Below are 14018 nucleotides of genomic sequence, written 5' to 3'. Positions count from 1 at the left end.
GGTGAATAGATGATAATTAGAGCACAAAATATATCAAAAGTGTATAACCTTAATACAGAAGCTGAGTTCTTTGGTATTAGGGATGTATCCCTAGAGATAAATAAAGGTGAATTGATTGCAATTGTTGGACCCAGTGGGGCCGGTAAAACAACTTTGTTTAATATATTAGGGACGCTGGATACCCCTACTTTTGGACAGATAGAAATAAAGAATAAAAATATATTAAGTATGGACGCAAATGAAAAATCAAAACTCCGTAATAAAGTAATCGGATTTATTTTTCAGCAGTTTCGGTTAATACCTACCTTATCTGCTCTGGATAATGCATTACTTCCGCTTTTGGTTAGTGAAGAGGGTGTGGATTCTCCAAGGAAAGAAAAGGTGATACATCTATTTGAAACGTATGGGTTAAAAAATCAACTAACTAAATATCCCAGTCAACTATCGGGTGGGGAACAGCAAAGAGTAGCAATTATAAGGGCTTTAGTAAATGATCCAGATATCATATTAGCCGATGAACCGACTGGAAGCCTGGATAGTAAGATGTCAGAGTATGTATTTGATACTTTGCAGCAAATACATAAAAATAATGGTAAGACTGTCATTTATATTACACACAATTTAAATTTGGTAGAAAAGGCGAATAGAGTTATTAAAATCGAGGATGGGAGGGTAATTTCGGATGAAACATGTTTGTGTTAATTCACCAGTAAGTTCATTAGAAGCGGCAAAAAAGGCAATCGATGCTGGTGCGGATGAAGTCTATTGTGGTGTGCGTTTAAAAGGTATAAAACATGTTACGTTTAATGGCAGGCCAAGCTATGGTAGCCTGGAAGATTTTGCAGAACTGAAAAAAGTAACAGAGTATGCCCATGCCAGAAACAGAAAAGTAAATTTCGTTCTTAACCTTCCGTTTATGGCAGATATTTTAGATATTTTAGCAAAGCCCCATATAAAGCAGGCGGTGAAAGCGGAAGTTGATAGTTTCATAGTAGCCGATTTAGGTTTGATATTATTGTTGGATCAAATGAAAGTGAAGATACCAATACATATAGGTAGTTTTGCTACAGTAAGAAACAGTGAGGCGATAGGATTTTATTCACAATTTAATGTTTCGAGGATTATCGCACCACCGGATACTACATTAAAAGAATTATCCAGGTTATCCGAGAATCCATATAATTTGGAAATAGAAGCGTTTATTCATGGGCAGGGATGCTCTAATGTTAATGGAAACTGCTATTTATCCCACTCCTATAAAAAACAAAGTGTTGAATTTCCGAATGACCCATTGTGGAAATTGGATAATGACAAATCATTCGTTTCAATTGGTATCCGTAATCCCTGTATGTTTTCTTTTCAAATAGAGGATTGGAAAAGTAAGGAGAAGATGGAGCATAACTGCCTGAATTGTTATCCGTTCTGTTCATTGTGCTATCTGCCTGATCTGTTAAAGACGAATGTTTCTGTCTTGAAAATTGAAGGAAGATGTCAGCCGATAGAATATCAGGAAAGAGTTCCAAGGGAGTATACTGCGCTAGTTAAATTTTTAGAAAACAATGATAAAAATGGGTATGAGGAATACATAGATAACTTGAAAAAGAATACACCAGAATTGCTTGGAGTCTGTCAGTTAAAGAAATGCTTCTACGAAAGAGAGGATACAAATGGAACGGTTTGTGCAGTGCATTGATAGTAATGATCTGGATGGCATTGAGGAAAATCACATTTTAACGGAAGCCTTTGAGTTAAGATTTGGTAACGAATTTTGTTTCAAAAAATGTTTGCCTGATGACAAATTAGATGAAGCAATGAACTTAGCTGAAAGGCATGGAAAAAGAGTATCATTCATTTACCCACGTTTGAATGATGATGAAATAAATCAGGTAAAACATCAGTTATGTAAAATTAATGAATATAATCTACCAGTTTATATTATTGCAAATGATTTGGGTATTAGCCAATTAATAAAATCTTTGTCATTAAAGAATCTAAAGGTGATATTAGGTCGCCAAACCATATCAGTACCAATGAGAGCCAGACCAGCAATGCCTTCAGTTATGGATAAGGATAGTATAATTTCTGACTTTGCGGATAAGAAATTATTTCATTTGTCTAATTTAAATTACAAATTAACCCTAAAATATATAAAAAGTAATGATATCTATGGGCTTGAATTTGATTATATACCCGAAACCTTTCCCTTAATTAAGAAATTGCAAAAAGAGGGAATGTATATTTATGTTCACAAAGGAAATGTAATGGTTGCATTGACAAGAAAATGCCATACCAAGCGATTGGTTTGTGAAGAGGGGGAGAATTGTAAATTAGCTTGCAAAAATAAAAAATTTAAATTGTTTCATGAAGTAACGGATGAATTATTTATGGATGGGAATGCAATTCTTGCGGCAATTCCATATAACGAGGATGATATACGAGAACTTAATAATGAAATGGTCAGCATAGTTGACAGTCATAAATGGATAGAAGAATACAATAAGTAACTTTGGGGGAGATTTTATGAAAAGATTACATCTCTTGCTATATAAATATCGGGTTTTGATGGGAGTTCTCCCTGTGGCTGTTAGCATTTTATACTTTATATTAGATGAACATAGCAGGTTCAACAAGACAATGCTTGGAGTAGGTACAATTGTTATGTTTTTAGGCATAATTTTAAGAATCTGGACATCAATGTACAATTGGGAAAATATAAATTCCATTAAGCCGATAGCGACAAATGGTATCATTACAAACGGGCCTTATCGGTATTGTAGAAATCCAATGTATTTTAGTGCCATTATACTTACGTTAGGATTTAGTCTAATCTTTGATTCGTGGCAGGTTGTTGCAATTGCTGTTTTGCCTACCATAGGGGTACACATGCATCAAATATATGTGGAAGAAAAATTCTTGATAAATATATGCAATGAATTTTATGATACATATAAAAAAAAGGTGCCCAGACTGATTCCTTATCGTGGAAAAGTTCTTGAGATTCCAGCACAAGGGAAAGCTAATTGGAAACGTGGGTTACAAAGAGATGCTGGACCGATTTTCGGAGGAATAGTATTTGTATTTCTGATAATCATACTAATGCCGTTTTTAAAGTATGATTACACATTTCTTGGAATCACATTTGTTATTACTATCATACTGAACTTTATTATTGTAGGAAAAATAAAGTCAGATGCAGGTAAAATAAAAGCTATACCATCAACAGCTCCGCCATATGTACTATTGCAGCCATTAAGATATTTATTGTTTCCTACATATAAATACATAGCAAATTTAAGTATAGATGAAAAGGTTGAGAATCCTGTGGTACTGGATTTGGGATGTGGACCAGGATATTATTCGATACCTTTGGCACAAAAAATTGGTGGCACGTTGATTGCAATGGATATCAGGGAAAAAATGCTGCAGATAACTCGAAAAAGAGCAGAAAAAAAGAATATAAAAAATATAAAATATATAAAGGGTGATAGTTGTTCAATTGATCTTTCAGATGACTCAGTAGACCTTATTTGCATCAATTTAGTACTAGGCGAAATTGTTAAATTGGATGAAAGTATTAAGGAATTAGCAAGGATTTTAAAACTAACAGGAAAAATTAGTATTATGGAGTCTATATTTGATGATCATTTTATGAATGCTGAAGAAGTAAAGGAGATATTTGGAAAGAAGGGGTTTGTTTTAAAGCTAATGGAAAAGAAGAAGACTTATTATATCCTTGAAGCCAATAAAGAAAATAAATAAACATAGAGGAGCAGACCATGAAATTAAAGTATGATTATATGGATTATTTAAAAAGACAAAAGCAGCCTTGGGTAGAATATGGTATCAAAAGATTTCTGGAAAAGAATGAAAGCGGTGCTGAAGAAATGAAAAAGCAATTGCTTTCATGTGATGAGGTAAAAAAAACAATCGAAATTGTGGAGCAGTGGCCGGAACCGCCATTAGTTAGACATAACGATGTAAATCATCCAATACATAAGGCACATCTGCTTTTGGAAATGGGAATTGATGGTAAAGAAAAGGTAATACAGAATTTGGCAAGGAAAATATTTGAGAATCAAAATGATGAAGGAGTTTTTTTATCTTTATTACATGTGCCAGAATCTTATGGCGGTGCAAAAGAACCTCGTATGGATTGGTTAATGTGTGATTTTCCTCTGCTCATTCACTTTTTAATAGTAGCAGGATATAAGGAGGATGAGCGTGTAAAGCGGGGAATTCAATTTTTGGTTTCAAAAGCTGAAGATAATGGATGGAGATGTTCTGGTTCTGTCAGCAATTTCCGAGGGCCCGGAAGGAAAACGGATTATTGCCCAATAGGTTCGCTATGGGCTTTACAGGTTTTTTCTTTATTACCAGAATATCATGATAAAGAGTTTGTGAAAAATGCGATTGATTCGATCTGTGACCATTGGAAACATACGAAGGAAAGAAAAATATACATGTTTGCTATGGGTACAGACTTTAGAAAGCTAAAATATCCAAATCATTGGTATGATATTATACATGTTATTAAAGTTTTGAGTAACTTTGAATACGCAAAGACACAGGAATCTTATAATGAAATGGTATCAATATTATTAGACAAGCAAAATGAAGATGGTTCTTTTACACCGGAATCAATCTACACTGGATACAAAGGATGGGATTTTGGACAGAAAAAGTTGCCGTCACCTACATTAACATTAGCAATAGCAATATTGGCAGATAATATTTAGATGAGATATTAGTTAGGAGGGTGATTATGTTTGCTGGGATTGATATTGGATCTAGTTCAACGAATATTGTGTTGATTAATGATGAAAAAGAAATAGAAAGTTATGAAGTGATCCAGACAAGTGCAAATCATAAGGAATCTGCACAAAAAGCGTTAAACTTGGTATGTGAAAAGAAAGGATGCTTACAGTCAGATTTAAAATATATGGTGAGCACTGGATATGGAAGAAAAAATGTAGATAAAACATCTAAAAATGTTACAGAAATATCATGTCATGCCAGAGGGGCGAGATATTACTATCCAAAAGTACGCACGATCTTGGACATTGGAGGTCAGGATAGCAAAGTAATTAAGGTTGGAGTTAACGGACAAGTGGAAGATTTTTTAATGAATGAAAAATGTGCAGCTGGCACAGGTAGATTTCTGGAAGCAATGGCAAGGGTTCTTGATGTCAATGTTGATAAAATGGGGGAATTATCAGAACAGGCTTCAAAAGAAATTAAATTAAGCAGTGTGTGTACTGTGTTTGCAGAGTCTGAAGTTATCTCAAAAATAGCGGATGAACATAGGATAGAAGATATAATTGATGGGATTCATGATTCTGTATGTTGTAGATCAGTAGCAATATTAGAGAGGGCAATAATAGAACCGAGTGTCGTAATGACTGGTGGTGTGGCAAAAAATATGGGAATAGTACGTAAACTTGAAAAATATATCGGGCAAAAAGTCTTCATTCCACCGGAGCCACAGATAGTAGGAGCACTTGGAGCGGCTCTTATAGCTTTAGAAGAATACAAGAAAGTGGGGGGTGGCAATTGTTAATGATACGTCCGGATATACATATGGCCTATATGTGTGGAAATGCGATTCCCTTTGAAGTATTCCTTTCATTTGGTATAAAGCTTACAAGAATAAAGGGTGATGGTTTGGTATCTTATAATTCCAGATGTTATTTCCCTACTTATATGTGCTCATATGCAATGAGCTGCTTAGATATTATTATAAGAGAAGAACAAAAATATGATGGATTTATTTTTGAAAATAAATGTCATGCAATGGTGGCCCTGTATGAATATTTACATGAATATATGCCTAACAAAAAAATATTTATGATTAACATACCAAAGATAAACTCTCTGTATTCATTGGAGTATTATAACATTGAAGAACTGAAGCTGATTAATTTTATAAGGAATGAATTTAACGTAATTATTTCTGATAATATCTTACAGGAAAAACGCCTTGAAATAAAAAGAATAACGAAATATAAAAAAGAAATTGTTGATGATATTGCGAAAAACTCTGTCCCTTTATCCCTAAGAGATATTGAAGTTCTTGATGAATTTCCAGGGGAACTGCATGAGATATATGATAAGGAATTAAACAGTCTTGAAGAAAAACGAAAAGAAAGACTGAAAACGAATGTTATTCTCCTGAATTATTGTTAAGTGGAATACAAATTACACCATTAGATATTATACAGGTGATTAATGATTATGGTGGTAAAGTAATTTCATATGACAATTTTGAAACTAATGACTTAAAATATATTCAGCAAGATGACTTAGGTAGTAGTAAATATACAAATAATCAATCTAATCATGAAAGTATCATATGCAATTGGAATTCTGGATGGATAAAGAAGTTTGAAGATAAGCTTGAAAATTATAATGTAAAAGGAGTTATATTTTCAACAATTAAGTTTTGTCCTATACAATCATATGGAGTGATTCTCTTATCAGAAATCGCAAAGAAAAAGAAAATACCTTTTCTTGTAATAAATGATTCTTTTTCTGGTAGCTGCTCTGCACAGATACATACAAGAATTCAAGCTTTTATAGAATGCTTAGAATAGGCAGGGGATAATAGATGGAAATGGATATACATTATTATGAAGATTTTTATTTCAGCTTAATCAAATTCCAATACAGGTTCTATCGCGGAATGTCCAATTATCAGGGAAAGATTATTTTTAAGGATATTGGTTTTCCACAGGAAATAATTTTAGGTGCAGATCTTATGCCTGTAATCGTTGAGTCCATGATTGGAATGCTGCCTCCTACAACTATACACGAAAGGGGGTTGGATAGGGCAAATAGCTTATTTTATGATACAGGTGGTTGCAGTTTTCATCGTCTAGCATTATCTGCTGTCAATAATAATTTGATACCATTACCAAATACCTTTGTGGGGCTAAATGCGTGCCAAGAGGTAGTAAATGACTTCTTTGTTATGTCAAATCAACACAAAATACCTTTTTATGCGATTGATCTACCTTATGAAAGGTCAAATAATGCAGCATTCTTTGTGGCCAAACAATATGAAGAGACTTATGTAAAACTGTGTGAGATTTCTGGAATAGAACCTGATTTAATTAAATTATCAGAAGTTATCGACCTCTCTAATAAAGCAGCAAACTATTTCAGAAAAGCTAATAATATAAGAAAAAAATACCCCGGGTTGATATATGGCGGACAGATGCTTAAATTTGTTAATTTAGTTATGCTATTTGGGACAGAGGGAGCTTTGCAGGTGGCTCAGGAGTATTATGAAACATGTAATAAGTATGCGCAATGTAATGAAAAGAAGATTGCTCCAAAATGCAAAATACTATGGTGTAACATGGGTATTTCTTATGATGATAAATTATATGAATATATAGAAAAAGAGCTTGGAGCAATGATTACAATTGAAGAGTTTAATATTTTACCGGAAATAGAATTGACCACAGAAAATCCTTTTTTAGGGTTAGCTGAAAGAACATTAAATACTCCTTTTATCTGCGATGTTCAGTTAAGAGCAAATAATATAATAAAGCTGGTTTTAGATTATGATGTTGATGGTGTTGTGTTTTTTTCACATATGAATTGCAGATTGTTTAATTCAAGATTCAATATCATAAAGAAACATCTAAATAGAAGGGATATTCCTATAATAGAGCTTAATGGTGATTGTTTAGATAGTCGGAGCTATAATAGGGCGCAACTGTTAACTAGGCTAGAAGCTTTTGTAGAAATGATTTCAAAGTAGGAGGATAATATGTTTGATAGTTTAATTGATATGATGAGTTCTAATAAGTCGGAGGATATTGGCATAACTTTTATATTGAGTGAGGAGAAAGAAAAGTTTGTATCTTACAATGCTTTATACGAAAAGGCATTAAGGTTACTTTATGTGTTACAAAGTAAAGGTATTAAGCCAGGAGAAAAAATCATTATTCAAATTGAAGATCAAGAAAAATATATATATTCATTATGGGCATGTATTATGGGAGGGATTATTCCGGTTCCTTTATCAACGGCTATTACAGATGAGCAAATGTCAAGAATATTCAGAGTATATAATTTATTTGATTATCCATATTTATTAACATCAGATGATATATTTGAGATTATTAAAAGATTTAAAGAAAATGCATCTTCTGAAATCATAGGACAATTCGATTTAAAACGAGTATTGTTTTATGATGAAATAGATACAGCAGATGAAAAGGGAACTATTCATAATGCTAATATAGATGATGTAGCTCTAATTATGTTTTCATCAGGGTCGACGGGTGAACCCAAGGGAGTAAAAACAACACATAGGAATATTTTGGTGACAAATGAGGATCTGGTGGAAAAATTTAATGTTGATTCAAGTGATGTTTCATTACATTGGATGCCACTAACTCATATGGTTGGAATAGTGTTTTGCCATTTGTTCCCCATAATGACTGCTACTCCACAGTACCTAATGGATAAGCGGGTATATTTTAGATTTCCAAAGTTGTGGTTTAATAAAATATGTGAACACAGAGCTACCATTTTATTAACAGCTAACTTTGGTATGAAATATTTAATGTCGAAAATTGATCAAAATGAAAAGCACGAATGGGATTTTTCTCATATAAAGTTAATTACAGTAGGAGGTGAACCATTATCCATTCCGTTAGTCAATTCATTTATTTCTTCGTTTGAAAAATATAGAATTAAAAGGAGCATGATCAGCCCTGTTTACGGGGTTACAGAAGCAATGGTAGTTGCCTGCGTATCCCAGGAAAAAACCATAAATACATATTTTTTGGACAGGGGTAGCTTATCCATTGGTTCATTAATTAAAGAAAATCCTCAAGATGGTATATCATTTGTTGGCCTTGGTACTCCCCCTAGACGTTGCAAAGTTAGGATTTGTGATAATGAAGATAGATTATTGGAAGATGAAAAGGTAGGCCATATTCAAGTAGGAGGACCTAACGTTTCTCCAGGGTACTATAAGCCTAATGACGATGCCTTTACTGCCGATGGGTGGTATAGATCAGGTGATGTGGGCTTTATAAAAGATGAAGAAGTAGTAATTACAGGGCGTGCTAAAGAAATGATTATTGTAAACATGGTTAATTACTATTTATTTGATATTGAAATGGTTATTGAAAAAGTTGATAGCTCATTAGTAGGAAATATAGCTGCTTGTGGCATACAAGATAAAACTTCTATGGAAGATGAAGTCCTTGTGTTTATGCAATATGAAGGTGATGAAATACATTTCAGTGAATTGGCAACAAAAATTAGATATTCGGTCAAATCTAAAGTAGGATTAGATCTAAAATATATAATTCCGTTAAAGGAGTTGCCAAGAACTGCAGTGGGAAAAGTGAATCGTGTTATTTTAAAAAATATATTTTTAGATGGTAAATTTGATGAAATAATTAATAAGCTGAATCAAGACCATATAGATAATAAAGGTGAATTGAAAAATAAACAAAATGAAGCTGATATTAGAGAAAACCTTGTTCGGATTATAAAATCAGTATTAGAAATTGAGAATGTAAATTTGACCGATAATATTTTTGAACTGGGTGCAAAGTCTCTCACAGTTATGAGTTTATCGGTTGAAATCGAAGATTTTTTTAATGTACTTATTGATATTAGGAGTATATATGAAAGACCTATGATTGAAGATATATGTAATAGCATTCAACATTTAATAACAGAAAAGGAAAAGATTTCCTAATTGTTTTCGAATTTGGTCTATTGTAAGCAGTTATCAAAGTCATCTGGGAGTTCCTTAGGACAGTCCTATTCCAGTTCAAAGAGCTTAATATAGCAAAATCATTATTGAAGTATGCTTACTTATAGAGGTAAGTACAGCGTATCGAAAGATAATATTACATCGCAAGGTCATTCCATAAAAATATCAAGATAAATACAGGGGAATTCTGGAAAAAATACTATCTTGTTAAGTAAACTTTTAGACACGGTAATTTTAAATAAATATTACCGTGTCTTTTTTTAAAATAAAAATTTAGAAAAGATTGATTTATGGGTTATTGGGCAACGGCAGTGAGCCAAATTATTTTACTGGAATGTTATTTACTTTAGGGGGTATTTTCAGACTGCGAAAAATACTCAATACTCAGGTGTGTAAATAATTTGCTTATCTTTAGTAGTTGCATTCTTATCCTTATTTTTGGTGGTACTTACCGTTTCAGAGATATGGATTTGTTTATTTCCATTTTTATTAATTAAAAATCTATTTTTGGAATTATTAAAAGCTCTCCTTTCCGGGCTCCGGTGTTTAGTATAAATGCTAAAGTGGGACAATATCGGTAAGAAAGTTTCCCACTTGCTTCGTAACTTAAGACAACCCTTTTTACTTCCTCGAGATATTCATCTTGAATAATCTCAAATTCCTTTGTTTTTATAGAAATGACAAATTTATCAGGAAGATTTACTGTATTTTATGCGGGTGGTTCATGTTTCCTGATCTATATACTTTCCAAATACTTGAAGGTTTGTAAGTTCCAGGAATTGTCCCAATTCTATTTACACGAACAAACGTTCTTGATATAATATGTCCAGTGTATATAAAAAATTAAGTACTTCTAAGCAGATCATTGTGAGAGAGGAATTGGAGCATCTATATGAAAAATAGAACCTATATTGCAATTGATTTAAAATCTTTCTATGCTTCCGTTGAGTGCATAGAGAGGAAACTTGATCCTCTAACGACTAATCTTGTGGTAGCAGATGTAAGCCGGACGGAAAAAACTATTTGTCTTGCCGTCTCGCCCTCCCTCAAAACATACGGTATTTCCGGCAGGGCAAGGTTATTTGAGGTCATACAGAAGGTTCGGGAAGTAAATGTCCAGAGGCGGCAGAATGCGCCAAGACACACCTTTTTTGGGGCATCTTTTAATGATATTGAATTGAAATCCTCACCGGAACTTGCGTTGGATTATATTGCTGCACCGCCGAGAATGGCCCATTATATAGAGTACAGTACACGGATTTATAATATTTATTTGAAATATGTTGCTCCTGAAGATATGCATGTTTACTCTATTGACGAGGTGTTCATGGATGTAACTGATTATCTAAAATCTTATAAGATGTCAGTACGTGAGCTTGCAACAAAAATGATTCAAGATGTTCGAAAAACCACAGGTATTACAGCGACGGCAGGGATTGGAACAAATCTGTACCTTTGCAAGATTGCTATGGACATTCAGGCAAAGCATATTCCGGTAGATCGAAACGGTGTACTGATTGCAGAATTGGATGAGGTAGGTTACCGACATTTGATGTGGTCACATCGGCCACTTACCGACTTTTGGCGTGTTGGGAGAGGACATGCTAAGAGGCTGGAGGAACAAGGGCTTTTTACTATGGGAGATATTGCAAAATGTTCTCTCGGTAAGCCAAGTGATTATTACAACGAAGATTTGTTGTATAAGATGTTTGGTATCAATGCAGAGCTGTTGATAGACCATGCATGGGGATGGGAACCATGTACGATTGCTGACGTGAAAGCCTATAAGCCAAGTACAAACAGTATTGGATCAGGGCAGGTATTGCAATGTGCCTGTTCTTGTGATAAGGCAAGACTGGTGGTTCGGGAGATGACTGATTTGTTAGCACTTGATCTAGTGGATAGAAGTCTTGTGACGGATCAACTTGTGCTGACGGTTGGATATGATATTGAAAATTTGTCAGATCAAAATAGAAAGCAACTATATCGCGGGCCCGTTACCACTGATCACTACGGTCGTTCTGTTCCAAAATCTGCTCATGGCACAATAAATCTTGGGAAACCAACAGCCTCTACAAAGAGAATGCTGGATTCTATTACGGAGCTATTCGAAGAAATTGTTGATAGGAATCTTTTAGTACGAAGAATTAATATCTCAGCAAATCATGTGGTGGATGAGTCAACCATGCAAAAGACCGATTGTTTTGAACAGCTTAGCCTCTTTACGGACTATGCCGCAGCACAGGCGGAAAAAGAAGAGAAAGAAGCCGAACTTGCAAAAGAAAAAAAGGTGCAGAAAGCGATGCTGGAGATAAAACGGAAGTACGGAAAAAATGCCATTTTAAAAGGTATGAATTTGGAAGAAGGAGCCACCACTGTACTCCGAAATAGGCAGATTGGAGGGCATAAAGCATGATGAAGACATATGATGACATAATTCATCTACCGCACCATGTTTCTTTCACGCATCCCCATATGGCAGTGATTAATCGAGCGGCTCAGTTTTCCCCATTCGCTGCATTGACCGGTCATGACGCTGCCATCAAGGAAACTGCAAGGCAGACTGATAAGAGAGTAGAACTGGATGAATATGTGAAAGATTCTTTGAAAGATAGGCTACAGACTATAGTGGATGAGATAAAAGAACATCCTCAAATCACAATCACTTATTTTCAACCGGACGGAAAGAAGGATGGCGGCGCTTACGTTTCTGTCACCGGGGGAGTAAAAAAGATAGACCTATATGCGAGAATCCTTGCTATGATTGATGGAGAAATGATTCCTATTGATGATATAATTGGTATAAATGGGGAAATCTTCGAATGTTAATATTCCTATGTTTTTAGTTTTCATTTATGACTCTTATTCTCCGAGCTAGAATCCATTGTAAGTTTGAATATATATCATTGGGATTTAAGCTACGAACCCTAACTGAAGAAACTACATTAAAATTTGAAAATAACATAATAAATTTATCTGAATCATATTGTTTTGCCTGGCCATATGATGAAGAAGTAGAAGTATTTTTTTCATACCACAAATCCGATAATGTATAACATTCTAAGTCACTTTGAAAATATTTTACAACGGTATCCATCGGATTATTTATATCTTGTTCTCTATAAGCTTCCGATGCTGTAATTATTCCCTTCACGTTGTTAATATCTCCATCATTAATTCTGAAAAATAGATTTGTGATATCAGTCTGTTTTGGAATTAGCTAATAGAAAGAAACTATGACTTCGTAAGCATGTACTATAAGTTATATAATACACTTTCACATAATCATGGTTTTTCAATTTCTACATTTTGTTTAAGAACTGATAATGAACGTACTCCTGTTCTATATTTTTGATATAGTTTAACAACTGAAAGCCCCAATTCTTTTGAAAGTTTGCTTGTGGGTGTACCATCATTAAGTTGCGTATATACATATTGTATATCGGTTGGTAGAGATGCAATAATTTTCTTAACTTTTAATTGTGTACTTTTATAAGTAATATCAGTCAGAATAATCTTTCCTTGTTCTTGCTGTTTTTTTAATAAAGATAATAAACTCATGTGAGTAATAGAAAACTTATCATAAAGGTAGTAAAAGACAAAGTCAGATTCTGTTATTATCCATTTTTGTACTCGTAAACTATTATGATACCAATGGTCGTTTTTACCAGGTACATGCAGAATAAAAGAATTATCATAATTTTGTAAATTTGACATCTCTCCCATAGGAGTTTCAAAATAATGATCTTTGTAATCTTCCGACCGATAGTTTACGCAAACAATGCTGATATCTTTATCTTTATGCATTTGCTGTAGTTGTTTCACTGCTCTAAAGCAAATATAAGAAAAATTATCTTTTAAGTAGAAATAAAAAATAAAACTATTATCGCAGGGCAAAACAGCCTCAATTTCTTTTTAATTTTTAATTTTAATTTTTTGTTATATACTTCTTTCTGCCCAAAAAAACTACAAACTTTCATTTTTCCCTCCATAATACCACTCATTTGTATGGTACTGGCATTACTTATTTTGACTATTATACCACTAAAATGAGTGGTAGTATAGTATAAATATGAAAGGATATAAATATGGATATACAGGGAAGAATAAAGCAACTTATGCAAGAACGTAAATGGACAGATTATAAACTGGCGAAACAGGCTAACTTATCTGAATCAACAATCACAAATATATTTAAAAGAAATAATTCTCCAAGTTTTAATACATTAGAAGCTATTTGTAAAGCCTGTGGTATTACTTTGGCTCAATTTTT

General features: G+C 33.6%; 15 protein-coding genes. 13 read left to right on the top strand and 2 right to left on the bottom strand.

The features are described from left to right. The first annotated feature begins 9 nt into the window (after window positions 1-9). The 12 genes from CC90_RS0119900 to CC90_RS0119845 all read left to right on the top strand — a co-directional run bounded on the left by CC90_RS0119900 (window position 10) and on the right by CC90_RS0119845 (window position 12574). Entirely contained in the window at window positions 10-702 is a 693-nt protein-coding gene (locus CC90_RS0119900) for an ABC transporter ATP-binding protein (RefSeq protein ID WP_031392472.1), read from the top strand. After that, window positions 683-1693 carry a peptidase U32 family protein gene (locus tag CC90_RS0119895; protein ID WP_031392471.1) on the top strand — a complete coding sequence of 337 codons (1011 nt, stop codon included), beginning with the start codon at window positions 683-685 and terminating at the stop codon, window positions 1691-1693. The genes CC90_RS0119900 and CC90_RS0119895 overlap by 20 nt, the downstream gene beginning before the upstream one ends. Then, window positions 1668-2504, top strand: a complete 837-nt coding sequence (locus tag CC90_RS0119890; RefSeq protein WP_031392470.1) for a hypothetical protein — start codon at window positions 1668-1670, stop codon at window positions 2502-2504. The genes CC90_RS0119895 and CC90_RS0119890 overlap by 26 nt, the downstream gene beginning before the upstream one ends. A 16-nt stretch (window positions 2505-2520) precedes the next feature. Further along, complete coding sequence (locus CC90_RS0119885) at window positions 2521-3759, top strand: methyltransferase domain-containing protein (protein ID WP_031392469.1); 1239 nt, start codon at window positions 2521-2523, stop codon at window positions 3757-3759. A gap of 17 nt (window positions 3760-3776) precedes the next feature. Next, window positions 3777-4736, top strand: a complete 960-nt coding sequence (locus tag CC90_RS0119880) for a prenyltransferase/squalene oxidase repeat-containing protein (RefSeq protein ID WP_108702672.1) — start codon at window positions 3777-3779, stop codon at window positions 4734-4736. 26 nt (window positions 4737-4762) lie between these two features. Continuing rightward, on the top strand, window positions 4763-5557 hold the full coding sequence (locus CC90_RS0119875) for an acyl-CoA dehydratase activase (protein WP_108702671.1): 795 nt from the start codon (window positions 4763-4765) through the stop codon (window positions 5555-5557). Continuing rightward, window positions 5557-6183 (top strand): 2-hydroxyacyl-CoA dehydratase family protein, encoded by a 627-nt coding sequence (locus CC90_RS24900; RefSeq protein ID WP_031392466.1) that lies wholly within the window; start codon window positions 5557-5559, stop codon window positions 6181-6183. The genes CC90_RS0119875 and CC90_RS24900 overlap by 1 nt, the downstream gene beginning before the upstream one ends. Beyond that, window positions 6177-6590, top strand: a complete 414-nt coding sequence (locus CC90_RS24895) for a 2-hydroxyacyl-CoA dehydratase (RefSeq protein ID WP_031392465.1) — start codon at window positions 6177-6179, stop codon at window positions 6588-6590. Before CC90_RS24900 ends, CC90_RS24895 begins: the two co-directional genes overlap by 7 nt. Window positions 6591-6604: 14 nt before the next feature. After that, window positions 6605-7765 carry a 2-hydroxyacyl-CoA dehydratase subunit D gene (locus CC90_RS0119860; RefSeq protein ID WP_031392464.1) on the top strand — a complete coding sequence of 387 codons (1161 nt, stop codon included), beginning with the start codon at window positions 6605-6607 and terminating at the stop codon, window positions 7763-7765. Window positions 7766-7774: 9 nt separating this feature from the next. Then, on the top strand, window positions 7775-9727 hold the full coding sequence (locus tag CC90_RS0119855; protein ID WP_031392463.1) for a non-ribosomal peptide synthetase: 1953 nt from the start codon (window positions 7775-7777) through the stop codon (window positions 9725-9727). A gap of 910 nt (window positions 9728-10637) precedes the next feature. Then, on the top strand, window positions 10638-12161 hold the full coding sequence (locus CC90_RS0119850) for a Y-family DNA polymerase (RefSeq protein ID WP_031392462.1): 1524 nt from the start codon (window positions 10638-10640) through the stop codon (window positions 12159-12161). Next, window positions 12158-12574 (top strand): hypothetical protein, encoded by a 417-nt coding sequence (locus CC90_RS0119845; RefSeq protein ID WP_031392461.1) that lies wholly within the window; start codon window positions 12158-12160, stop codon window positions 12572-12574. The genes CC90_RS0119850 and CC90_RS0119845 overlap by 4 nt, the downstream gene beginning before the upstream one ends. Window positions 12575-12587: 13 nt before the next feature. Here CC90_RS0119845 and CC90_RS0119840 read toward each other — a convergent pair whose 3' ends face one another. Together CC90_RS0119840 and CC90_RS0119835 are read right to left on the bottom strand one after the other, a co-directional pair. Continuing rightward, complete coding sequence (locus CC90_RS0119840; RefSeq protein ID WP_031392460.1) at window positions 12588-12899, bottom strand: hypothetical protein; 312 nt, start codon at window positions 12897-12899, stop codon at window positions 12588-12590. Window positions 12900-13030: 131 nt separating this feature from the next. After that, a complete protein-coding gene (locus CC90_RS0119835; protein ID WP_157837571.1) occupies window positions 13031-13642 on the bottom strand; it encodes a hypothetical protein in 612 nt (203 codons plus the stop codon). Between the two features lie 191 nt (window positions 13643-13833). On the opposite strand from CC90_RS0119835, the gene CC90_RS0119825 reads away from it, so the two are divergent. Further along, on the top strand, window positions 13834-14018 hold a 185-nt coding region (locus CC90_RS0119825; protein WP_198528800.1), incomplete at its 3' end, for a helix-turn-helix domain-containing protein.

The organism is Kineothrix alysoides (assembly GCF_000732725.1).
In the GTDB taxonomy this organism is placed as follows: Bacteria; Bacillota; Clostridia; order Lachnospirales; family Lachnospiraceae; genus Kineothrix; species Kineothrix alysoides.
This window is presented reverse-complemented; position numbering and strand designations above follow the sequence as displayed.